Source organism: Shewanella sp. SP2S2-4 (assembly GCF_031932025.1).
Classification (GTDB): Bacteria; Pseudomonadota; Gammaproteobacteria; order Enterobacterales; family Shewanellaceae; genus Shewanella; species Shewanella baltica.
In genome coordinates, this window is sequence record NZ_JAUOER010000006.1 from 38,790 (window position 1) to 62,929 (window position 24,140).

The 24,140-nt window shown below is 44.9% G+C and carries 21 protein-coding genes and 1 pseudogene; 10 read left to right on the top strand and 12 right to left on the bottom strand.

From position 1 onward, the window contains the following. From Q4Q54_RS06770 to Q4Q54_RS06780, 3 genes are all read left to right on the top strand, one after another. Positions 1-1,731: a hypothetical protein gene (locus Q4Q54_RS06770; RefSeq protein ID WP_311988038.1), complete on the top strand. Its 1,731-nt coding sequence runs from the start codon at positions 1-3 to the stop codon at positions 1,729-1,731. 116 nt (positions 1,732-1,847) lie between these two features. Beyond that, positions 1,848-4,160, top strand: a complete 2,313-nt coding sequence (locus tag Q4Q54_RS06775; RefSeq protein WP_311988039.1) for a hypothetical protein — start codon at positions 1,848-1,850, stop codon at positions 4,158-4,160. A gap of 141 nt (positions 4,161-4,301) precedes the next feature. Continuing rightward, positions 4,302-5,399, top strand: coding sequence for a calcium:proton antiporter (locus tag Q4Q54_RS06780; protein WP_311988040.1), 1,098 nt, complete (start codon positions 4,302-4,304; stop codon positions 5,397-5,399). A gap of 29 nt (positions 5,400-5,428) precedes the next feature. On the opposite strand, the gene Q4Q54_RS06785 is transcribed toward Q4Q54_RS06780, so the two are convergent. The 5 genes from Q4Q54_RS06785 to Q4Q54_RS06805 all read right to left on the bottom strand — a co-directional run bounded on the left by Q4Q54_RS06785 (position 5,429) and on the right by Q4Q54_RS06805 (position 10,433). Further along, positions 5,429-7,054, bottom strand: coding sequence for a rhomboid family intramembrane serine protease (locus tag Q4Q54_RS06785; RefSeq protein WP_311988041.1), 1,626 nt, complete (start codon positions 7,052-7,054; stop codon positions 5,429-5,431). A 192-nt stretch (positions 7,055-7,246) separates the two neighbouring features. Next, a complete protein-coding gene (pbpG, locus tag Q4Q54_RS06790) occupies positions 7,247-8,212 on the bottom strand; it encodes a D-alanyl-D-alanine endopeptidase (RefSeq protein WP_311988042.1) in 966 nt (321 codons plus the stop codon). A gap of 395 nt (positions 8,213-8,607) precedes the next feature. After that, complete coding sequence (locus Q4Q54_RS06795) at positions 8,608-9,099, bottom strand: GNAT family N-acetyltransferase (protein ID WP_107402531.1); 492 nt, start codon at positions 9,097-9,099, stop codon at positions 8,608-8,610. 177 nt (positions 9,100-9,276) lie between these two features. Beyond that, positions 9,277-9,996: an LrgB family protein gene (locus Q4Q54_RS06800; protein WP_259213504.1), complete on the bottom strand. Its 720-nt coding sequence runs from the start codon at positions 9,994-9,996 to the stop codon at positions 9,277-9,279. A gap of 2 nt (positions 9,997-9,998) precedes the next feature. Beyond that, a complete protein-coding gene (locus Q4Q54_RS06805) occupies positions 9,999-10,433 on the bottom strand; it encodes a CidA/LrgA family protein (protein ID WP_006082862.1) in 435 nt (144 codons plus the stop codon). Positions 10,434-10,555: 122 nt separating this feature from the next. Here Q4Q54_RS06805 and Q4Q54_RS06810 point away from each other — a divergent pair, with 122 nt between their 5' ends. Then, positions 10,556-11,446, top strand: a complete 891-nt coding sequence (locus Q4Q54_RS06810) for a LysR family transcriptional regulator (protein ID WP_259513872.1) — start codon at positions 10,556-10,558, stop codon at positions 11,444-11,446. A 7-nt stretch (positions 11,447-11,453) separates the two neighbouring features. Here the strand turns inward: Q4Q54_RS06810 and Q4Q54_RS06815 are convergent, their stop codons facing one another. Beyond that, complete coding sequence (locus Q4Q54_RS06815; RefSeq protein ID WP_409438282.1) at positions 11,454-12,272, bottom strand: hypothetical protein; 819 nt, start codon at positions 12,270-12,272, stop codon at positions 11,454-11,456. Positions 12,273-12,704: 432 nt separating this feature from the next. Between Q4Q54_RS06815 and Q4Q54_RS06820 the strand changes: the two genes are divergently transcribed. From Q4Q54_RS06820 to Q4Q54_RS06830, 3 genes are read left to right on the top strand one after another with little or no spacing between them, the layout of a single operon-like run. Beyond that, positions 12,705-13,439: a basic amino acid ABC transporter substrate-binding protein gene (locus Q4Q54_RS06820; RefSeq protein WP_011847627.1), complete on the top strand. Its 735-nt coding sequence runs from the start codon at positions 12,705-12,707 to the stop codon at positions 13,437-13,439. A 7-nt stretch (positions 13,440-13,446) separates the two neighbouring features. Then, the gene (locus Q4Q54_RS06825; RefSeq protein WP_006082866.1) at positions 13,447-14,127 is read left to right on the top strand and encodes an amino acid ABC transporter permease; all 681 of its coding nucleotides are present in this window, start codon (positions 13,447-13,449) and stop codon (positions 14,125-14,127) included. Next, positions 14,120-14,845, top strand: a complete 726-nt coding sequence (locus Q4Q54_RS06830; RefSeq protein WP_311988044.1) for an amino acid ABC transporter ATP-binding protein — start codon at positions 14,120-14,122, stop codon at positions 14,843-14,845. The genes Q4Q54_RS06825 and Q4Q54_RS06830 overlap by 8 nt, the downstream gene beginning before the upstream one ends. A gap of 546 nt (positions 14,846-15,391) precedes the next feature. On the opposite strand, the gene Q4Q54_RS06835 is transcribed toward Q4Q54_RS06830, so the two are convergent. Together Q4Q54_RS06835 and Q4Q54_RS21650 are read right to left on the bottom strand one after the other, a co-directional pair. After that, positions 15,392-16,462, bottom strand: coding sequence for a hypothetical protein (locus Q4Q54_RS06835; RefSeq protein WP_311988045.1), 1,071 nt, complete (start codon positions 16,460-16,462; stop codon positions 15,392-15,394). A 55-nt stretch (positions 16,463-16,517) separates the two neighbouring features. Then, positions 16,518-16,613 (bottom strand): annotated as a pseudogene (locus Q4Q54_RS21650) (transposase); the annotation flags it as partial. Between the two features lie 208 nt (positions 16,614-16,821). Between Q4Q54_RS21650 and nfsB the strand changes: the two are divergent. From nfsB to Q4Q54_RS06850, 3 genes are all read left to right on the top strand, one after another. Continuing rightward, complete coding sequence (gene nfsB, locus Q4Q54_RS06840) at positions 16,822-17,475, top strand: oxygen-insensitive NAD(P)H nitroreductase (protein WP_263204506.1); 654 nt, start codon at positions 16,822-16,824, stop codon at positions 17,473-17,475. 333 nt (positions 17,476-17,808) lie between these two features. Then, complete coding sequence (locus Q4Q54_RS06845) at positions 17,809-18,453, top strand: DNA-J related domain-containing protein (RefSeq protein ID WP_131524261.1); 645 nt, start codon at positions 17,809-17,811, stop codon at positions 18,451-18,453. A gap of 312 nt (positions 18,454-18,765) precedes the next feature. After that, complete coding sequence (locus tag Q4Q54_RS06850; RefSeq protein ID WP_311905164.1) at positions 18,766-19,521, top strand: DsbA family protein; 756 nt, start codon at positions 18,766-18,768, stop codon at positions 19,519-19,521. 106 nt (positions 19,522-19,627) lie between these two features. On the opposite strand, the gene Q4Q54_RS06855 is transcribed toward Q4Q54_RS06850, so the two are convergent. From Q4Q54_RS06855 to Q4Q54_RS06870, 4 genes are all read right to left on the bottom strand, one after another. Next, positions 19,628-20,155: a cytochrome b/b6 domain-containing protein gene (locus Q4Q54_RS06855; RefSeq protein WP_311988046.1), complete on the bottom strand. Its 528-nt coding sequence runs from the start codon at positions 20,153-20,155 to the stop codon at positions 19,628-19,630. Between the two features lie 119 nt (positions 20,156-20,274). Continuing rightward, positions 20,275-20,796, bottom strand: a complete 522-nt coding sequence (hemG, locus tag Q4Q54_RS06860; RefSeq protein ID WP_259527273.1) for a menaquinone-dependent protoporphyrinogen IX dehydrogenase — start codon at positions 20,794-20,796, stop codon at positions 20,275-20,277. A gap of 390 nt (positions 20,797-21,186) precedes the next feature. Further along, positions 21,187-22,812 carry a di-heme oxidoredictase family protein gene (locus tag Q4Q54_RS06865; RefSeq protein WP_311988047.1) on the bottom strand — a complete coding sequence of 542 codons (1,626 nt, stop codon included), beginning with the start codon at positions 22,810-22,812 and terminating at the stop codon, positions 21,187-21,189. Between the two features lie 155 nt (positions 22,813-22,967). Next, positions 22,968-24,128 (bottom strand): imelysin family protein, encoded by a 1,161-nt coding sequence (locus Q4Q54_RS06870; protein WP_311988048.1) that lies wholly within the window; start codon positions 24,126-24,128, stop codon positions 22,968-22,970. Positions 24,129-24,140: the final 12 nt, after the last annotated feature.

Here is a 24,140-nt window from a genome sequence, read left to right on the forward strand (position 1 = left end):
ATGCGTCTATTTACAGTAAATCGGCTCCTTGGAGCACTCGTACTTATCAGTACCCATGCCAATGCAGAAAACGTGCTGCTCGATGCCCATTGGAAGGTTGTCAAAGATGAAAAACAGGCTTTGTACTATTTTGAGCAACCCGTTAATCTGACAGATGGCTACTATAAGGTCAAGGTTTACTACAAAGAAAAGAATATGCTTTTCTGCTCAACGGCCATCGCCGATAAAAATATCGGTAAGGCCCTCACTAGCGAGCAATTTCGCGGGCCCTATCAATGTAACTTCGACGATGGAAAGCCCTACGAACAGGGCTTTCGTAACGCACAAGGTCAGCTCGATGGCGTAATCAAAAAGTACATTGCCACTGGCCAATTATATACTGAGTCACACTATGAAAATGGTGTGAAACAAGGCCCTGAAACGGGTTATTGGAATGGCGGCAATATCCGCTACAAAACCGATTTTAAAGATGGTCAACAAGTCGGCATCAGCGAACATTTTGGCCCCGAAGGCGAAGTCACTGCCAAAATTTGCCATGACCCTACCTGTGTGAGCCAATACTTTAACCTTGGCAAACTTAACCGTGAGGAGCACAAGGTCGATGGCCTACTGCAAGGCACTGAGACCACTTGGGGGTTGAACGGGCAAGTCATCTCGACCCAAGAGTGGCTTAAGGATAAAAAACACGGCGACTATTTTGAATATTTTGACAATGGTAAGGTAAAGCGGCACTTTCAATATAAACAGAATTATAAGGTCGGTGAACAACTAACTTACTATGAAAATGGGCAGATCAAATTAAAGGAAGTGACCAACGATAAGGGGGATGTCCTCCAAGCCATCGAATACGATGACCAAGGGCAAATTAAAAAAACCACAGACAGCAAATACCAAGGTAATCGCTGGGTTTATCGTAAACAGCAGCGCTATCGCGATGGCCAATTGATTGAGACTCAAGAAGAAGACAAACTCAAAAACTGGTCACTCTCCGAAACCTTCAAAAAAGGCTTGTTAATCGAGCGCCAGGAGCGACTCAATAACCAATTGAATGGTTTACAGATCAAGTCCTTTGACTACAACGATGTCATCACCCTCTCCCGCGAATATTATGAGGAGGGTAAGCGTGAAGGCGCCTATGAAACGGTAAAAATTGAGCCTGCCACAGGGAAAACTCAGCTAGTAGAGCAAGGTCAATATGCCAAGGATAAACAAGCTGGCACTTGGAAGAAATTTCAAGACGACGCCACCCTCACCTATAGCCACGATGATAATGGTGAGCTCCACGGTGAATACCATAACGAGACCAACTCAGGCCAGTTGCTTGAGTCTATTCACTTTAAACATGGCAAGCCCGATGGATTAGTACAACGTTACGCCAATAATGGCCAAGTGTATGAAAAAGGCGTATACCGCAATGGTCAACAGGATGGCGATTGGATATTTACCGATGGTGAGTACGGTTTCCGCCCAATTCCCAACCCTGAAAGACGCTATTGGTATGGTCGCTTCGACCAAGGTAAACGAGTCGGCCATTGGGAATTACGCTCATCTGAAGACTATGTGCTCCAAATCGCCAATTATGACGAACTAGGCAGGCTTGATGGTAAACAATACGAGTTTAAGGATCATGGCTGGATACGGGTGATTAATAGCTACCATAATGGCCAGTTTTTAAATCAGGAAATGCCACCCCCTGTGGTCACTTCTGATGATGTTTTCCCTCGGTTTTAGCTTAAGCCTAGACGCTGTGCACTGCATTGAGTGCACAGCGCAATAGATAATTAAAATTAGGATTCTTACATAGGCCGTACATACCTTGGCCTTAAGACCCAGAACAAGGAATCAGCATGTTCAATACCCCATTTCGCGTGATTAGCCTCGCCATTGCAGGGGCTAGCATAGTGAGTCTCCATGCGCAGGCCACGCAAAATCTCTCCTCCATGATGGTCGAAATTCGTCAGCAAGACGGAATTCCCAGCTACTACAATCTCGCCACTGGCATGCCCTTAAATGGCGATATCGCCATAGTCCGCGATAACCAAGGATATACCTTAGGTCAGTTTTCCGAAGGGATACCGAATGGTAAATGGCAAGTATTTCATACCAATAACAGCAAGCTTATCGAAGGAAACTATCAGCAAGGTTATCAAGATGGCACTTGGCGACTGTTCGATTTAAGTGGTGCAGTCACAGAAGAGCAGCAATTTACCAAAGGCGTGCCCACAGACGAATGGAAGGAATACAACAGCAGCGGCCAACTCACCCAAACAACGCGCTATAAAGACGGTAAAAAAGAGCAAGTAAAACGCTTCTATGCCAGTGGTAAACTGCAAGCCCAAGAAAGCTACCTCGATAACCTGCGCCACGGTAAATGGGAAAGTTTCTATGAAAACGGTACTTTATCCCAAAGCCAAAGCTATGCGAACAACCAACTCTCCGGCCCCTATTTAGAGCAAAATCCCGACGGGCAAGCCTCTGTGACAGGCCGCTTCGATGCCGAAGGTCGCCGCCAAGGATTGTGGGAAACCTTCTTCGACGATGGAACTAAATCGAGTGCCAGCCAGTTCAACCTTAATCAGCTCGATGGTGAAGAACGGACATTTTATCCCAATGGCGAACTCGCCAGCCTATGCCAATATAAGGCAGGGCAACGCCAAGGCAAGTGTCAGCAATTTAACGATGCGGGTAAATTACTAGTTGAAGAACAGTATGTTAACGACGCTTTAGATGGGCAGCAGCAATATTTTAATGCCGAAGGAAACCTCACCAGCGATCTCAACTATAAGCAGAACCAACTTGCCGGTACGCAAAAGTATTTCTACGACAATGGCCAACTTAAGGAACTGCGCAGTTATCAAGACTCAACGCTAGCTGAAAATGGCCAATATCCGCTTCATGGCCCATCGGAGCGTTATGATGCCGAAGGTAATTTACTCGAAAAAAGCCACTACGACATGGGCATTCGAGATGGACTATTTGAGCGCTATAGCGCAGGCAAACTGCAATCTTCTGAGCAATGGCAACAGGGGCAGCGACACGGTGAATCACGCCGTTACCATAGCAACGGTCAACTGCGCAGCTTAGATGAATATGTCGAAGGTAAACTGACGGGTAAATCAGAGTCCTACTTTGAGGATGGCACTGTTAATGAGCGGGGCAAACGCATTAACGGTCAATGGGTTGGTCAATATGAATCCTTTTATGACAATGGCAAACCTCGCGAACTCGCCCATTATGCCTCGAAGAAAAAGGAGGATGCCAGCCGTTATCCGCTCGATGGCCATTTTGCCCGCTGGTATGCCAATGGCGATCCTAATGAGGAAGGCGAATATCAAAACGGCAACAAACAAGGCTTATGGATCCAGTACCGCGAAGGCCTAAAACAACGGGAGCAAACCTTTAACGATGGAAAACTCAATGGTGACTATATTGAGTATTACCACGGACGTCGCCGTGCTGCTGGGCAATATCTCGACAACCAAAAAACGGGTCTGTGGATTGATTATCGCTACGAAGAAAAAGACCCTACCTATGGCACGATTCCAGAAGGGAATATCCAACAAAAAAGCCATTGGCAGGAAAACAAGCGTCACGGAGTTAGGGAGTTTTACAGCTTTAAGCAAGTGGTTTACCGCTCCGAAACCTATGATAAAAATGATAAAACAGGCCCGTATGCCGAATATTATCCCAATAATGGCCAACTAAAACTCAGCGGCACTATGGATAAAGGCAATCAAACTGGACTATGGGAAAGCTGGTTTGAGGATGGGATGCAAGCGGCCAGCACTGAATTTTTAGACGGGCAAAACCATGGTCAATCGAAGGAGTACTACAGTAACGGCCAACTCAAACTAGAGGCAACATATGCCAAAGGCTCGTTCGATGGTCAGGTTAAACAATATCACCAGAACGGTAAGCCACAACTCGTTGAAACTTGGGTTAAAGGCCAAAAAGAAGGCGATGCCAGCTATTATCACAATAATGGCAAGTTAGCCGAGCAAGGCACGTATCTGAGGGATCGTAAGGAAGGTCTATGGCAAAGCTTTTGGCCTAATGGCGAAAAACGCACCGAAGGCAGTTACATCAGTGACCGAGAGTCAGGTGATTGGAATCACTATGATCAACTCGGCAAACTGATTAAAACCGAGCACCACGGCTAACCTAGAAATGGGGTTTAGGATTAAAAAGCGATCTAGCTCAAATAATTATCCTTAACCCCAAATCTAAAAGAAGTTTCATGCAAAGTGTGCCATAACAAGTGTCTATACTAACGGCCTTTTTTCGCTTTGGACAAACTGCCTATGAAGACATTTATGAAAGACGAGTTCGCCCTGCTACTGGGAATACTGACCTTAGTATTCTTCAAAACCGGTGGCGATAACCTACTCGCCGATGGCACTGCGCTCTCGACCTATATTCCTGCATCACTCGCCCTATTAGGCGTTGTCACTTGGGCTATCTTCTCAGTGGTGCGCCACTCTGATGCGCTAGCAATTAAGCTTGGCGATCCCTATGGCACCTTAATCTTAACCCTGTCGGTGATATCACTCGAAGTGGTGATGATCTCCTCCGTGATGCTGACAGGAGAACCTAACCCTGTGATGGCGCGCGACACTATGTTCGCCGTGGTCATGTTGATTATCAATGGCTTAGTGGGATTCACCTTATTACTTGGCGGCTGGCGTTACCACACCCAGCTTTTTAATTTAGATGGCGTAAAATCCTATTTGGTCGTCATTATCCCCCTCGCCTTACTCTGTTTAGTGCTGCCCAATTTTACCGAAGGCGGCACTATCGGCAGCATGTCTAAAGCCATGTCTTGGATGCTGATCATTATTTCGATTCTGCTCTATGGCGTATTTTTAGTCGTACAAACCAAGAGCCACAGTCATTTCTTTGTCGATGCCGATCATGAAGACCACGAGGAACACCACGGCATATTACGCAGTAATGCCTATCATACCGTGCTATTGATTGGTTACTTGCTTGTGGTGATCTTATTGGCAAAAACCTTAGCCATGCCAATCAATTACAGTGTCGCTACCTTAGGCGCACCGCAGGCATTAGGTGGCTTTATCGTGGCCTGTTTGATCTTGTCACCCGAAGCGGTGGGCGGATTTAAGGCGGCATTAAACAATCAATTACAGCGGGCGATGAATCTGTATTTCGGCTCAGTACTCGCCACAATTGCCCTTACCGTTCCCGCAGTATTAATTATTGGCGGCGTGATAGGTCAAGAAGTGCATTTAGGCTTGTCACCCGCCGACATGGTGCTGTTAATCACCAGTTTAATGGTCTGCAAGGTCAGCTTCAGCAGCGGTCGCACCAATGCCCTGCACGGCGCGACGCATATAGTGCTGTTTATCGTTTACTTGTTCTTAATGTTTGAACACGCCTAAACCTTCTTAAATCCAAAGCCGAGCGCGACTTATTTGCGTCTCGGCTTACGCTTTTTAACTGGGCTATGGCCCTCAATCTTCCGAGTCCCCTGAGCACCTCGAGCCACCTGAGCACCTAGAGCATAACGCAGCGAAAGGTAACCAACCCATAACCCACTCAGCAATCCGCCAACATGGGCAGCATTGTCCACTCCACCCAATAATCCTGCGACCAGACTTATGGTCACAAAAAATGCCAAGTTAATACTCAGTACCCAGTTAATATCCTCAGGGAAAATCTTTTTCCAAACCCAAATCACGAGTATGCCTAATAACCCCATAATGGCGCCTGATGCACCGACACTCACAGTGGCATCATACCAACAGATACTGGCGATACTCGCCAATACCCCAGTGATCAAATACGCCAAAAATAGTCGCCACTTACCGAGTACAGGTTCAAGAAAGCTGCCGACAAAAAACAAGCCGTAAAGATTCAGCGCTAAGTGGGCTAAACCGCCATGGATAAAGGTACTCGTGATTAAGCGCCACCACTCACCAGCAAGCACTTTAGGTCGAAAGTTAGCCCCCCATTCGAGCATGAAACTACCCTGTAAATTAATAAAATGTTGGCTTGACCATGCCATAAGGATAAACACTAATACATTGAAATACATCAGAATAGGAGTTGCAATAAAACCCGGCTTGGGCCGTATCATTTCAAAAAAATCGTTAAGCTCGGCGATTGTGCCCGCATGGTTAAAACGCTTTGTAACTGTTTCAGCTTTAAGCGCTTCTTCATCCAGTTTCACCCGTAGCAAGAGCACAAACCAGACTAAAGCACCTGCAACAAACCAAATCAGCATCCAAGCGAGTTTATTGCCATTACGGGCTTCAAATGGCTCAAACTTCGGCATAAAAATCGTTGGGTATTCAGCTTGATAAAGCGGACTTTTTTCCGCTGCGCTAAGTAAGTATCTCTGCAGCGACGAAGGGGCTAACCGTTCAAGGTAAACAAACGTTTGCGGGTCAAACTTATCAAACTCACGTTGGGATTGAGTCAAAAATGCCTTGTATGCTTGTTCTTTTTCATCGGGTTCGAGTCTATTACTGATCTCCTGCTGATAAGTTTTGCCATACCAAGCTAAGACAGAAGTTCGGCGACGATCGGCGCCACTCGCAAAAATCGGCATCGCAATATAGAGCGTCATATTCAAGTGACTGTTACTTTTTCCTGTCACCTCAATATTTCGCTGCACACTAATTTGCGTCTTATCAATATAAGCTTGCTGTAACTGGTAATACTGTGTCTTTTTATGCAGATACAATTCTTGGATCGATGCTAATTGGGTTAACTGACCCGTTGCTGTTTTAAGATATTCCTGCGCAATAATACAAGGCACAGCCACGAGCTGCACGGCGAAAAGTAGATAGAAAAAGCGCGAATTATCCTTAACAAACTTCAGCAGTTTTAGCCTTGGCCTCAGAAAAATAACCAACAAGAGCCATGACAATATCAGCGGTAATCCCAAATTGACCAGATCTTCATCTAAGCTAAAAAACTCAAATTTAATCAACAACAGCCAATGGATTAAGCTGTAGCCAGAGATAAATAACAGGCTCATGAATAAGAAGGGAAAATAGATCAGTTGAAGTTTTTTTAGCAGAACAGCCACGCGTATTTCTTCCTTGAGTACATCAATCACTATGGTAATAATACCACGGGGAATTTACCAAAAATCATCAAGGACTTACAGTATTAAAAAAACCAAAGGCCAGATGGATTGCTCATCTGGCCTTTGGTTTTTTAGTCTTTATAAAGCCGTTAAGGCAAGAGATATGCTCCTGCTCGACTTCTAGGTCAAAGCCTAGGTCTCACTCAACTTAGCTAATTGCTGCTGGCTACGCTGTTTCTTATATTGCTTAGCTTCGGCTGGGATCGGGGTGACTTTGCCAGTCTCTAACCAGTTACGTAAACGGTTTGCATCGGCGATATGGGTGTATTTACCGTAGGCATCGAGTACCACAAAGGCCACTTGGCGTTTTGCCATTTCGGTGCGCATCACTAAGCAATGCCCCGCTTCGTTAGTAAAACCGGTTTTGGTGAGATGGATATTCCAGTTATCTTTATAAACCAAACGGTTAGTATTACGAAAATCTAAGCTGTATCTAGGTTTAGCAAAGGTGACCGTCTTTTTCTCGGTCGAACTCAACTGGCCTAGCATAGGATAACCTTCACTGGCCTTAAGCAGCACAATTAGGTCGCTGGCGCTGGAGACGTTTTTGTACGACAAACCCGTCGGCTCAACATAACGGGTATTCTTCATGCCCAGTGCTTTAGCTTTGGCATTCATCGCCTTAATAAAGGCTTTGTGACCACCGGGATAATGGTGGGCAAGGCTGGCTGCTGCGCGGTTTTCTGATGACATCAAAGTCAGCAATAACATGTCTTTACGGCTAATTTCACTGCCGATACGCACTCTAGAATATACGCCGCGCATTTCTTTGGTGTCGTTAATATTAACCGCTAACTTTTCGTCCATCGCCAGCTTTGCATCTAAGGTCACCATGGCCGTCATCAGCTTAGTCACTGAGGCGATGGGCACCACGGCATTAGGGTTACTCGAATATAAAACTTCATTGGTTTTAAGGTCGACCACCATAGCGCTACTCGATGCCACTTCTTGCTGTTTTGCAGGTGCTTTTTTAGCGGGTGCATTTTTGTTGGCATGTTTAGTAGTGACAGAGGCCGAATCGGCTGAATGCGCTGTCGCGGCAACAGTGAGACTGCTGCATACAATGATAAAACTACTGAGCAGAAAACGGATCTTCATTTAGATTTCACTGAATAGATAAGGGATAGATTGTGCTATGGCACAAGGTTTGGCTAAGTATAGGAGTTCTACCGTGAAAGAAATAGAATGCAATTAGACTTTTATCTGCAAGATCAGCAGTTTCTCCTCAATTTTTATTATGTAAAACCAGCTTAACCTGTCACTAATCTTGAATAATCAAGCGGCTAGATCCAGCCTTTTGACTTACTACAGCAACTACGTCTTTAAAAGAGGGTTTTGGCAGTGGAATCATTGGCTATAAAAATAATGGACGACTTTTTGCACTTTTAACAAAAGCGGCTGCAGTTCAGGGATTTTAAGGATTGGAAGACGTGATTTATGGCGTATAAACGCATTAACATACGCCATAAATGCCGCGATTGTGCCGTTATAAGCTAACGTAAAACAAATTCGAGCAATGCTTCAGTATCTTGGCTCTCTTGAATTAATTGACCCGTCAGCACAAACCCGTGTTTTAAGAGGACTCGCTGGGAGGCTAGATTATGCTTAGCCACTTCGGCAAAGAGTGGCCTCGCACTCACTAAAGGCAAAAATTGCGCTAAGGTTTGGGTCGCGATGCCTTTGCCCCAGTAATCACGGTCAATCCAATATCCTATCAGCGCCTGCCCGTCACTATGCCAATGGCCTATGTTGCCCACAAACTTGCCATCGAAATCGATAGCCCTCGCTAGCACATTGACTTGTCCAAGAATATTCCCATGCCAATGCTTAAAAAACGCTTCCCGATCCCTTGGTGGAAACTGTGCAAGCTGGTTAGCAATGGGATCGCTTTGATGGGCAAAAATTGCCTCAAGATCAGTTTCATCAACCGGACGTAAACTCACGCTTAGTTGTGTTTCTAACGGTTTATCTCGCTCATTAGACATCTGTAATCATCCTGAATACTTTGTATTTCAACTGGGTACAGCATGCCATATTTAGGACGGGTCACAAGTAAAAAAAAGGCGCATAACTGAGAAGGTGTTAGCGCCCGAAGAGGCAAATTTGCCAAAATTGAGGAGTGTAAATTCAAGCCATAAAACTCACACGATAGAATTCAAAGCCTAGATAAAGATCAACGCAAAAACGGGGGCGCCTAACACCATAGCGATACCAATAAAAATCATCGTCAAACTGGCGATAACGCCCTCTTGCTGGCCGATTTCAGTGGCTTTTGCCGCGCCAGCACCGTGGGCCGAGGCGCCCAGTGCCACACCTTTACCTAACGAAGTACGAATCCGCATAAATTTGAATAACGGCTCACACACCAGCATGCCAATCACGCCTGTGATTAACACCATCATGGCCGTCAACTCAGGCACGCCGCCAAAGGCACTGGTGGCCTCCATCGCAAAAGGAGTCGACACCGAACGCACCAGCAAACTCTTAGACAATTCCACCGGCAGAGGTATAAATTTCACCAGCAACCAAGAAGATATCATCCCCAGAAATAATCCGGCCGTTACACCTAACCCTATCGTCAGTGGATACTGGCGGATCAAGTTACGCTCACGATAAATCGGCAAAGCAAAGGCGATAGTCGCGGGCGCTAACATGGCCATCAACCAATGGGTGTATTCAAAATAGGTTGGCAATGGGATCTTAAGATTAAACACCAATAAGGTAATCACTATCGGCGCTAACACTATGGGCGCTAACCACCAGACTCTGTGGTACTTATAGAGACGCTTAGCACCGAAGTAACAAAATACCGTCAGTAATAAACTAAATAGGGCTAATCCGGTCTGCGACAACACAAAATCCACCACTCTTGAGTCATTCATAACTAAGCAGCCTTAGCGTGGCGACGGGCCTGCTTTTTGATGTTCAGTTGGCGCTCAAAACGAAACACTCTGTCGACCACAAAACCAGTACCAAACATCACACACACACTGCCCATCACTAAGGTGAACAATATATTGGTGCCGTATTGCTCAAATAAACCTTCGTACTTAATGACCGAAATCACTGGCGGGATAAAAAACAGCAATAATTCACCAATCAACCAAGCGGCGCCCAGTTGCACGGCATTTTCGGGGATGAGTTTAAAACCTAATAAAAATAAGAGTATGCCTAAGCCAATCACACTCCCAGGAATAGGAGAATGTGCCCAAGTGGCGAACCAGTGACAAGCGAAGGACAGTAAACAGAAGAGGCCGATTTGGGTTAATAACAAAGCCCAATGTCGACACTGACGTATTGCGGCTTGTGGGAATGACATGATTTTCTCGGTTAGAACAAAGTTTTCTATGGGGCTATTCTAGGCTTGCTTATTTGATAAAAAAAATGAATATTAAGAATGTAATACATGAATTTTAAGAATACATTTAAAGGTGAAGCCCAATGGACCTCAAAGTTATTCGCTATTTTATCGAAATCGTCGATGCCGGAGGCTTTGGTAAAGCCAGCGATAAAGTCCACCTCACCCAACCTGCGTTATCAAAAGCCGTGCGCCAGTTAGAACAAGAACTCGATCTCACCCTGCTTGAGCGGGGTAAACGCGGCACCCAAGTCAAACTCACTCCCGCAGGCGAAGTCGTTTATCGACACGGTAAAGACCTGCTCGCAGGGCGGCAACGCATGCTCGCCGAACTCACGGCGCAGCGCAGCTTAACCGCAGGCGAACTCAATCTGGGATTAGCGCCGCTGGGCAGCGCCGAGATTTTTGCCCCCATTATTGCCAAGTATCGCCAGCAATATCCGCAAATTGATATGCACTTGCTCGTCCGTGGCGGTGTAGAACAAACTTCAGCGATCCAAAAGGGTGAGATTGAACTGGCCACAGGGATTATCGATTTTGATGATGGCTATGATGGTATTCGGGTGTTTAACGATCCTATGGTAGTGGTGCTTCCCAAGGAAAATCCGTTATCCACCAGACAGATATTGTCGTTTAGGGATCTCAGCGCCGATCCTCAAGTGATGTTCGAAACTGAATACACCCTCTATCAATTAGTGCTCAATGCCTGCCGACACGCCGGATTTGTTCCTAAAAACATTACCCGCGTCAGCCAAGCCGATTTCGGGATTGCCTTAGTCGCCGCGGGCACAGGGGTGATGGTATTGCCGCGCTCCATCGCGCGGCGCTACAGCGTGCCCGGCGTCGTGAATATCCCGCTGGCGAGTGACGAGCTGCGCTGGGAGTTATCGCTCTTTTGGCGCAAGGACCAAGTATTATCCTTCGCAGCTCAAGCCATGATCGCTTTAGTCGAGAAGCACTTAACTCATAAGTGACACTATGTTACCAAGGGATCACTAAGCTCAAACGCACTAGCGTATCGCTATCCCATGGCAGAATAGGCAAATACTCAGCCGAGTTAATATCGACTTTGGCATAGTGGTCTAAATTGTATTGCGTGTGCTCGGCGCTCAACACGAGCATGCTGTTAGGCCGCCAAAAATCGGTTTGGTAACTCAGCTCAAAGCGATATTGATTCTCTAACCATTTGCCCTCGTCTTGCCACGTCTGAGCGGCCACTTGCATATGTAGCTTAGGCGTCACATTAGCCCCTACACTTCCCATAAAGGTATAAGCAAACGTACCGTTGCCAAAATCGCCACGATCGTAACCTCGGGTTCTAGGCACATCGTCATCGATTTCGAGATAGTAATAACCCGCTCCCGCCTTCAACTGGGCCTGTAATTCTTGTCCGTCAAAGTTAGCCGTCAGCCCAGGAAATACCTTAGCTTGTTTCTCCACCGAGCTAACAGTATTACGCTTTCCCTGTAAATCGAACTGCCAACCCAATGAAAATTCGGGGTTAATACGATACAACTCACCACTCGCAGCATAGGCAGACTTAAACCACACTGGGATATGGTCAGGGTCGAGTTTATCGACATCTACGTCTATATAGGCATCCAGCGCCGCCGTCAGCAAAATATCACTTTGAGTTTTATGTTCTAACAATAGACTCGCATTCACCCCTAAGGTGTGAGAATCCTCGACCACAAAATCATGGCTGCCTAAGCTGTAATGCCACTGAGTTTGCTCTTCGGCCTGCAGTGCACCCGATAAGCACAGGGCTAAACACACTAATGCTGAGTTGAGATAGTTCACTTTTGACTCCTGAAACATCATTTCTGGCTTGATAATCAAATCAGCCAGAGGGTTAAACTGCATAAAATAGGAATAACACTAACTAAGGTTGCCGTTAAAGAGCGGCTAAACTAGCCAATTTAATCGAAGAATAATAGGCGATAGTTCAAATTATGACACTCTCATTGAGATGCTGCTAATAAACACCACAGAAGTACAGATAGCCAAAAACCTAACAGTAACAATAGATATAGACCAATACACAAGAATTCAACCCAGAAAAAACAACTTATACACAAATTTGTACGGGAAAGCAGCGGCCCTCAATCTTGCGACTGAAAACCGTAAAAATAAAATGAATTTTTAATCAAATTAACAGCATAATTATTGACACAACATGCTCATCTGCCTATAGTCGCCACACTGATAGTGAAATCGATAAGAGAGTCTTAAATGAAAAAATCCATGTTATTAGGCGGCCTGACCTTAACTGCCACCTTGTTGTTAGCTGGATGCGGAAAAAGCGATGACGTGTTAGTCGTTGGCACCAATGCCGCCTTCCCTCCTTTTGAATATGTTGGCGGCCAAAGTGGCGATGAAATCAAAGGCTTTGATATCGATCTGGCCAAGCAAATCGCTAAAGATGCCGGCAAGACGCTCAAAGTCGAAAACATGAAATTCGATTCACTGATCGTCGCGCTCAACTCAGGCAAGATTGATTTTATCGCCTCAGGCATGACGATTACCGCCGAACGTCAGGCAAACGTAAACTTCTCAGAGCCTTATTACGAAGCGACTCAAGTGGTACTAGTAAACAAAGATAACGATAGCATTCATACGCTTGAAGATATTAAAGGCAAACACTTTGCGGTGCAGTTAGGCACAACCGCTGACATCATGTCGAAAAAATACACCCAAAATATCACCGCCTTTAATACGGGTTTCGAAGCCATTATGGAGCTTAAAAATTCAAAGGTAGATTTAGTGTTATTCGACAGCGAACCTGCCGCTAACTATCTGGCTAAAAATCCTGAATTAAAGATGATTAAACTGGATTTTCCTGCTGAGTTTTATGGTTTCGCCGTGTCAAAAGAGCAGCCTGAACTGTTGGCGAGCATCAATAAAACACTGGCTAACATGAAAGCCGACGGCCAATATCAGACGCTCGTTTCTGCCCATATAAAGTGATATCAGCATGATAGACGCAATTAACAGCTCGCTGTTCAGCCCAATTGGCGAAGATGGCATGATAGGTATACTGCTGATATTAAATGGTTTGAAGGTGACGTTAATCGTCACTTTCTTCGCCATGTTATTAGGCGCAGTGTTAGGCATTGGCACCACTTTTATGAAGATGTCGTCTAAGTGGTATATCCGCTTCCCCGCCAATCTTTATGTCGGTGTTATCCGTGGCACGCCAGTGGTTGTACAGTTAGTGATCCTTTACTTCATCGTGCTTTCAGCCTTAGATGTCGATAAAATCACCGCCGCCATCATCGCCTTTGGTCTCAATAGCGGCGCGTATATCTCTGAGATTATCCGCGCAGGCATTCAAGCCGTCGACAAAGGTCAAACCGAAGCGGCACGTTCACTCGGTTTATCCCAAGCGATGACCATGAAGTCGATTATTTTGCCCCAAGCGATCAAGAATATTCTGCCCGCACTCGGAAATGAATTTATCGTGCTCCTCAAGGAAACCGCCGTTATTGGCTTTATCGGTGGCGTCGACCTTATGCGCGCCGGTGAAATCATCCGTAGCCGTACCTTCGAGGACAGTGTGCCGTTATTTACCTGTGCCCTTATTTACCTATTCCTGACCTACAGCTTCACGTTTGTGCTGTCGAAATTTGAAAAGAGGTTGAAGCAAAGTGATTAAGATAACCAACCTGCATAAAAACTTCGGCGATAATCTCGTACTCAAGGGCATTAGTGAGCATATTCGTCAGGGCGAAGTGGTGAGCGTGATCGGTCCAAGCGGCAGCGGTAAGAGTACCTTTTTGCGTTGTATCAATCTGTTAGAGCAGCCAAGCCAAGGCGATATCGAGATTGAAGGTCAACTCATCACAGCACCAAATGCGAGCGTAGATAAACTGCGGCAAAAAGTGGGTATGGTGTTTCAAAACTTTAACCTGTTCCCCCATAAAACCGTCATTCAAAACATCACCTTAGCACCCATCAGCCTAAAACTGATGACGCCAGCTCAGGCCGAAACGAAAGCCCTCGACCTACTGGCACAGGTTGGCTTGAGTGACAAAGCCAATGCCTATCCCGCCAGTTTGTCTGGCGGCCAAAAGCAAAGGGTTGCCATTGCCCGTGCATTAGCGATGGAACCTGATTTGATGCTGTTTGATGAGCCAACATCGGCACTCGATCCCGAAATGGTCGGAGATGTGCTTGACGTGATGAAAGACTTAGCGCTAAAGGGCATGACCATGGTGATTGTCACCCACGAAATGGGCTTTGCGCGCGATGTATCCGATCGAGTGATCTTTATGGACGGCGGTTATGTAGTTGAATCAAGCCCGCCAGATGATCTATTCACCAATCCCAAAGAAGCCCGTACCCAAGCGTTTTTAAGCAAGGTACTGCGCTAGCTTAAGCGGATTTAGTTAAATTCATTATTGGAGGCAGGGGCGGATTGCCATCTTGCATAACTCTCTGGCTTGCCTTTTTAGTACTAACGTAACCAGTAGATTTGAAAGAGATACATAAAGCGCTTTGGGATAAAAGTGCATTGGAAAATGTGCACGAATAGTAAGATGGAGTGACTTATAACTTAAGCTGTTGAGAACTGAATGCATAGGCCCCGACTTAGAGGTTTGCCATGGCATTCGCTCATCGACTCGCAGCCAGTCCATCCGTGGATGCTCGACCGCCCCGTCCATGGGGCGGACGGTCGTCTCGCTAATCACCATGGCTCACCTTTTGGCATTAGCGTAATCTGTAGATTTAAAAGCCTTACGCAGCACGCTTTGGGACAGAAACGTGATAGGCTCTTTGCTCTAACTCGTCAGTTTCGAATTAAAATTTCTATGGGTTTAACGCTGAGTTAAAGAGCCGAAAAAGCGTAGCTTTTTAGGTCCCAATGAACAACGCGAACGGTTGTCAACGCTTTGTTAGTTGCATTGCAGAAAGAAATTTCAACAACCTTCCTGAAGTATCTCCCTATATTCATCACTGAACCTTAATTCAGCGAAAGGATTATCTAACCTTTTCACCTGATCTATCTTGGGTTTAATTTCATCCCAGATATCTATGATGACTCGATGATATTTTTTCATACTGGGCCTTTGAAGGCTCCCTGAAAGGAAGAAATCTTCAGGCACTCCAGACTGCATATTTTTCCTCAGCCAGAAAATCCCTACAGAAAATGAAGACCAAGAAGTAATGTTTATAAGATCGAGACGACTCATATTTGAACCATTCGATTTCAGCAACTCTTGAGTAGAGTAAAATTCAAAAAAAAGAGGCATTGTATTTTCAAGCCTAATCAAAGGTGGAGGGTGACTACCTTCGGGTATTTCGGTGCTTGAATATGATTTAATACCATGAAATCTGTAAAGGACCAAAGCTAAAGCCGATGAGAAGGTCTTTATTTCATTTTCGAGTTCGTCGCTTTCAAAGTGACGCAATAAAGCGCTGAGTACTGATATAGTTGCAAAATAATCAGCAGCCATCTCAGTAGCGTGAGAAACCGCCGATGATTTTCCTTTGGTACTATTATATTTTTCATTGTCGTAGGAAGAGCAATCAATAACATCTGTACTTCCACTACAATCATATAATTTTCTTATATATCCATGTTCTTGAACCAAATGACCTAGCTCATGAAAGAAGATCCACGTTAGGCCACTGATAAACATATTTTTGCAGCAATGTTCTTTCTGCGATTCAGATGATAGGGATTTGGGATAATCAAAGCCTTCAAACCAGATATCAAATTTATCGTTATCAGCACCAAATTTAATATATTCGTAATAGTCTTCAATATCACGATAAAGCAATGTAGCGGTATCATAAGTCAGCTCTATATGATGCAGAGGCGGTTCTTCTACAGAGGACCTGACAGAAGCACAAGCATAAAAAGACCTTTTAGTGCTCCATTTTACAGATAAATTACCGTTCAAATCTTTGTATATCCCCTCGTTTAAATCACCAGATATTGTTGAAAATACATCACAAGCGAGCTCAATTATTTCAAATTTTTCCAACTTTTATTCCTTAAAGTCAACCATGTATAGAATTACCTCAAGAGTAACTAACGTCTCAATAACCGGTGCAGCTTTGCTGCGTACCCACGGGGCCATGAAATAATTTACCAAACTCTGTAGTGAGCTTAAGCCAATTGTCATGGTTAATATTGTCAGTAACTTAGCAACGAATTCACAGAATCCCTATCTAGCACTTCAATTAAGCTTCTTTGTGTTTCAATCATTCTCATCACTTACTCTAAAGCCAGTTTCAAAAATTTTTTGAAACTAATACCTGCCTTGATCACATTGTTTTTTACTTAAACCTGCTTAAAATGCTGCCATTGAATTTGTATTCCTTAATGATTTGGAGCCGTTACATGAGTGATTTAAGTTTCTTCGCCAAAAAGCGCTACACCACTAAGGCCTTTGATCCAACTAAGACGATTCCTGCGGATAAAATATCAGAAATCAAAACCTTATTGCAGTACAGCCCATCATCGACTAACTCACAGCCTTGGCATTTTGTGTTAGCGAGTACGGCGGAAGGTAAAGCGTTAGTTGCCCAAGCGACCGAAAACTATGCGTTTAATACCCAAAAAATTCTCGATGCTTCCCATGTACTCGTACTCTGTGCTCGTGCTCAATTAGATGAAGCACACTTACTGCAAGTACTCGAGCAAGAAGCGAAGGATGGCCGTTTTGCTAATGAAGAAGCCAAGCAAGGCCAACATAATGGCCGCTCTTTCTTCGCTAATATGCATAAATTTGAGCTGAAAGATGCCCAGCATTGGATGGAAAAACAAGTCTACTTAGCGCTTGGCACTTTAATGCTCGGTGCAAGTGTATTAGATATTGATGCGTGTCCGATCGAAGGTTTTGATGCCACTAAAATGAATCAAGTCCTAGGCTTAAGAGAGCAAGGTCTATGTGCCTGCGTGGTTGTTGCATTAGGTTATCACTCAGAAAATGATTTCAACGCTAAATTGCCTAAGTCTCGCTTAGATCAAGAAGTGATCTTCACCGAGATCTAGTCCTTCACTCTATGTAAAAATAAGCATGCCCTTGATTTTATGTGATATAAACAAGGGCATCATATCTAAAGCTAGCCCTCTCTTAACTACCTTCCCCTAAAACCTAACTGCTGTTAACGGCTTATTTACGCCGAGAAACCATCTAAAGTAGGAGTCAACCATCACGGTATTGCTCTAAAATTCATCTTTGCCTACACTTTGGCTCTGTGGCATAGTTTGCGGCTCAACTTCGTGAATGATCATTTATCGTCGCCTTTCGAGTCATCTTTGTTGCAGCACAGCGGTTTTATCGGCGCATTGGTAACACTCACAATTTAGGATGGGACAGTCAGTATGTTATTTGCCAAACCCTCACTCACTGAAGAATCTCAATCGATTCGAGTTGCAAACACTAAGGGCGATAACCCACTGATTTGGCCGTTGCTTACGGTTTTACAAGCTTCAAATCAAAGTTGGAAAATCCATCACTTAGCCACTGAATTACAAACCCAAGGGCTGATCCACCAGCTTGATGAAAATCCGGGTAACGATTTATTCAAACGTAACTTCCTACTGATGAACGCCCTGTTTGAGCTGCAAGAAATATTACTGCCCAAGCAATGGCTGCAAGTCAAAGCCATGGAAATTCAAATCTTCCGCTTAGTACCATCAAACGTTAACCTGCTGATAATGCAAGATACTTCCCTGCGTGAGTATTACCTCGATTGGAATAACTACGACACCAGCGAAAACGTAGTACGAGAATTACTTGAGGCATTCTGGAGCAATTATAAGAGCTATATTGGCTTAAATATCAATCTGATGAACAAAGGTAACGCGCTGCGAGTTTTCGAATTAGACGAGAGTGCTACCGCCCGTGATATCCGCAAGCAATGGCGTCGTTTAGCACTCAAATGGCACCCAGACAGGCCCGATGGCGATGCGGCGCGTTTTCGCGAGGTGTGCGAAGCTTGGCAGTCGCTTAGGGATATTGCGTAAGAATTTAGCCAGTGATGATGCAGAACGGGGCTTTAATCAACATGCACCGACTTAGCGATGCGATCCTGTCTGCAGTCCTGCCAAATCTAAGGTAAAACTTCCATTGAGATCACAGATTTAGCCTACTAGCTTCATGCCAATTCAGTCATAATTAAGCCTTTCCATTTAACCTGAACCTATGTGTCAACGCTGCCATTTGGGCTAGCTTAACTCCTAGGTTGAAGCTCACTCTATCTCTAATGTTGACCGTTGAATGTCAACGATAACAACGACTGACATTGTGAATTCAATCCCACCGAATTTGAGGAAACTATGATTAAACAATTAGCCTTGGCTGTAACCTTAGCGATTGCACCATTGAGCACCTTTGCCGCCAATTTTGTTGAAGGCACACATTACACTCAAATCTCGACCAAAGCGCCTAGTAGCGAACCAAAACTCACTGAATTCTATTCATTTTATTGCCATAACTGCTTCAATATGGAAACCAACTATTTGCCTGATATCAAGGCGAACCTCAACAAACAGATAAGTTTCGACAATAAGCATGTCGACTTTATGAATAGCGACATTGGCACCGAAGTGATGCGTTCATTAGCCGTGATCCAAAGCGTTGATAACAAAGACGCCTTAACCCATGCCATGTTTACCGCAATCCAAGGTGCAGAGGGCGCAAACGGCCACGATCATAGTGCACCAGACCATAAACACGAGCCGCAAATTAACAGCCGTGATGACATCAAAAAAGTCTTCGCCCAATTTGGTGTCGATGCTGCTAAATACGATGAATTAGCCGATAGCAAAGGCACTAATGAAAAGCTTTCCCTGTGGCGCACCCAGCAGAATGAATTCAAAATCGACAGCGTACCCGCCTTTATCGTGAACGATAAATATGCGGTAAATTTAAACAGCATCAAAACCTTAGATGAGTTAATTGGGTTAATTAACTACCTTGCTGTTGAGAAAGATGCCGCCCCCGCTAAAACCTCATCGGGTGGCAGTCTAGGCTGGTTATTTCTAGTCTTCGCCGCCGCAATTGGTGTGACCCGTCAGCAACGTCTTAGCTAATTCAAAACAATTGTTGAAATAAAAAATGGCCTCCAAATTAGGAGGCCATTTTTATGCGTGTTCAATCCAAGTGATTGGTATAAGCGCTCAATATGGGTTCTGAAGTTTATTGCCGAATAAAATCAAGAATATGGCTCGCAGCCAAGACGAGATGTAGGATCAAGAAACCAATAAAAGCCTGCGCAAAGACTTGGTGATAACCACGCCATGTCAGTGCCGTTGGCGTCCCTTGAACAATAAACCAAACGAGTCCCGTAACACCTGTAGCCACCAGCAACAGCATGCCAATACCTTCTATGGCACTAAACAGCCCTTTGCCACCAGCGACGGGGAATTTGCCTTTAGCAAGTCCAACAATATCTTGCTTTAACTGTGTCCAATCGCCCGCCAACCAGCCAAAGTATTGGTGCCACTTGCCACGCAAGGTATTGCTGAGTAAAAAAAGAATCCCAATCACAGTGCACGCTAAACCTAAATATACATGCAAATAATCCCAAAAACTGGCGTTATCGGGTATCCGTCGGCCCATAAAAATCCACGGACTGGAACACACGAGTAAGATAGTCGACACGACAATCCACACATGCAGTTGCGCCATCATGACTCGGAACAAGGAGCTGAGTTTACTCATCATATTTTTCATCCTACTTAATGCTTCCTTTGCCCTTTACGATGAATGCATTCGTGACGGCTTAATGAGCGCGAATAAAGTGGGCTAGGGGCAAAACGCGGCGCCGTGATTTAATGCCAAAATTAGGCGCGATGGATCTGCTCACCAAAATCAGCCACTTTCTGCCAATCCGTGTATTCCACATTCGTAACAGGATCCGTAGGTCCTTTAGTTAACCACATGATGAAACGGATGATATTTCTATCTAAGGCGTTATAGCCTTGGTAATTCAAATTACCACCAAAAACCCGCAACAACTGTGGCCGCCAAGTAGTTTTACTTAAGAATGCCTGCATATAAGGATTAGTTTCTGGGGTGTTTTTCTCGGGTTTACGTGCCACTAAGCTAACGGAGAAAAAACCACTGACCTTATCCGTCAACACGGCTTGATGCTTTTCGATAAATTCGTACAAGCTAGGATTATGTTTACCATGGCGAATACTGGCGCCTATGATGATTTTGTCGAACTCAGTGAGCGCGGGAGCGGCCTTAATATCGGCGGTAACCACCTCATTGTCCAAGGCCGTTAACTGCTGCGCGAGCTTAGTTGCAATCTTTTGGGTCTGGCCGTGAACACTAGAATAAATGATGAGAATTCTTTTCAATTTAGCCTCGATTAATCCCAAGTAAAATAACCATAAGCGGCCTAAAAAATACTGTTACTGGCGGCTTAATTTCGACTCTCTATGCCCGTTTTGCACATCAAGTGACATCACAACGCACAGACTAAATACACAAAAAGCAGCGATGGACACTCAGAGTCATTGGCATTCCCGTGGGATTTAACTGGATATGCAAACGTAAAATAACCATTAAGATATTTCATATTAGGTGATTTACCCTGCAATTTACATGAAATAGATCACGGGCTTAGCCCCAAACCACTCAGGTATATGCGGTAGTTTTAGCAAGCTCACAAAAAAAGGCAAACCCTGAGGTTTGCCCATACTGAAATACAGTAAACAGGATGAATCGACAAATCATCCTGTCACGCTTTACAAAGACATTAAAAATGCAATGACTTGCTCACGTTCATTTTTAGATAAATTCATAAAGGCAATTTGACTCTTTTCAGCTTCACCACCATGCCACAATATCGCTTCTTCTAGAGTTGCGGCTCGTCCATCATGTAAGAAACCGGCTTGAGGATTAACCGTCTGAGTTAAACCTATACCCCATAGTGGCCTTGTACGCCATTCGCTTCCCGAGGCTAAAAAGTCTGGTCGGCCATCGGCGAGCCCTTCGCCCATATCGTGTAATAATAAATCAGTGAAGGGATATATCTTCTGTCCTTTTAAGCTATCACTCATGGCTCGTCCACCAATGTCGCCACTCGTTTTAGTGGTATAAGAGGGCATATGACAAGCGGTACAATTAAGTTGAGTGAATAATCTCGCCCCCTCTCTTACATTCGGTTGAGCGACATTCCGCCTTGCAGGAACTGCCAAGGTTTCAGCATAAAAAACAACAGCATCACTGAACTCAGCTCCGACTTCAGGCGCACCATTTTCATCTTCCCCTGTATCAATAAAACCTGTTCGAGTGAGATAAGCATCGTGTAGCGCCGTACCTTTGATACTTTCATCGGGGAATAAAGGATTGGTTATGCCAATATCGCCACGCAGTGCACCTAGGGATTGTACACGCACACTTGGGGTATTCGCCTTCCAACCAAAACGGCCTAAAGACACAGGTTCCTGATCACCCGCTTGTGCCTTCACAGCATCAAAAACATAGTTTGCCCTTGCAGAAATCCCATCATGATTTGCATCATTTTCATCGACATGTTGCAAAATATCCTCCTGCGCAATCGCTTCGAGCAAACCTAAGCCAAATACTGGCATTCCATTACGCCATCCCATTAACACATCGTCTTGCAAAAGATTTGAGGTCAAATTGGGGCTTTGCTTAGTTTCTCCTGGCGCATCATAGGGGTTTTCCACTTCAAATAGCGGCTTCTTCAATAAGACTTCAGTACCGTCTGGGTAAGTCACTGATTTTGTATCATAGGATAAGTAAACATCCGCTTGCCCAATAAACTGATTCTGTTGCCAATCACCACGTGCTTGCAGTACGCCTCGATGAAACAGTTGTCCGCCGAAATCAGGTACTGGAATGGGTGCACAATAATCATTACTCACATCGCCTTTAATACAGACGTCATTGGCAGCCTTACTTATCCGCAAAAAGATGCCCGCATCTGATCCCAGTTTGACTCGTGCCTGACCTGCGCTAACTTGTGGAGTCGAGTTACGTCCATCACGTTGATGGCATGCATTGCAGTTAGCGTTATTAAATACGGGGCCTAAACCATCTAACTCAGGGTGTTCAGCGTTTGGCGCAGTGGTAAAAGAAGTCTCAAAAAACTTATCGCCCGCCATGTGCAGCGCAAGTTCAGTCGCGGTTAGATTTACCGATGGTGTAGAGAAACCATGTCCTGAATTGCCTGCATCAAAGGTTGTCGTTGCGCCACCGCTGGCAGTGATATCCGTATATTCAGGATAAACAATAGGTTCAGGTATGGGTGTATCAACATCTTGTGCATCGCCACTGCCACCACAGGCGCTCAGCTGTAAACAGCCAATGAAAAATGCAGGTAATAAAACGTGTCTGTTATTCATCAAAAATCTCACACAAATAAAATGACAAAGCAGCAACTATGCAATTGCATCCTTGCTGCTTAAGACATAACTCACCAAACGGGTTCCGTCGTTTAGCGTCATTTCATGACAATGCCAAGAACCTCTATCGCCTTAGCATTGCTCAGAATATGAAATTAAGATTTCCAACGAGAAAGTAATGGTATGACATCAGACTCAAGTGTGGTTTTCAGCTTAGTCAAGGCATCCACAGCCACTTGAGTTCGAGCTCTTCCTGCATCATCTTTAATCGCTTGGCGGAAAGGCTGTTGATTGCTGCCGGCAATAGCGCGGATCTTGATAATGGCATCATCGATTTCACTGCTAACACGTGTCGCTAAGTTCGCATCGGCAGCGGCCACGAAGTTAATGATGCCCTGACGATCACTGTTACCAGTAAACTCTCCTTGATATACATTTCGTACACCAATGATGTTATTGGCAAAGTCATCTAATGAGTTCCAAGAATATTGCGACTCCACCTTTGAAGTATCAGCGGTGGCAAGGGAATCACCAAAGGGATCAGCAATCTTACCGTTACCGACCTCATCGACAATCGCGATCATGCCATTGATCAACTCTTCAACTACAGCCAATTGCGATGAGTAAATAGTATTGCCTGCTACACCGGGATTCTTCAGCAACTCAGCATAGGATTTAGCGGCAGTATCTTGCGGATTGTGGTTTATCTGCCAAGCGTCGTCGAGCTGCTTAGTGTAATCACGGAACACTTCGGCCAGTGCAATGAGATACTCACGTTCTTTTGCTGTTAACTGACTGATAGGTTTAGTATTACCATTCACACCATCGCCGAATAATAAAAATTCAATGGTATGAAAACCTTGTACATCATCGTTCCAGCCCTTAATCGTCTCAGCATCAAAACCTGAGTTAGTATTTAGCTGTGTTTGTAGATCGGTCGTATTGAGTGGCCAGCTATCAAGATGTGGATCGATGCTAAGTGAGTCAACTGGGCCAAAAATATGTGATTCACCTTGTTCCCAAGGTAAACGTGCCGCTTTCCACGCAGCTTGAGCTGCGTCTAAATCCGCTTGTGCTGTTGAGTTAGTGAGCTTCTGAGTCGCCAGTAAAAGTGCTTCCGCTTTCGCGGCTAAGTCCGCATAACCAGCCACGATAACGTCATCGGTCAAGTTAATGATCATCTCAGTGGCGGCGTAACTAAAGCGATTATCCGGTGTAGTTGGTGTTGTGGGCGTTGAATCATCCGATCCAGAACCACCACAGGCAGCTAAGGTACTCATAAGGGCGATGGCTATTGCCGTTTTACGTAATGTCATAGTGCTTAATGT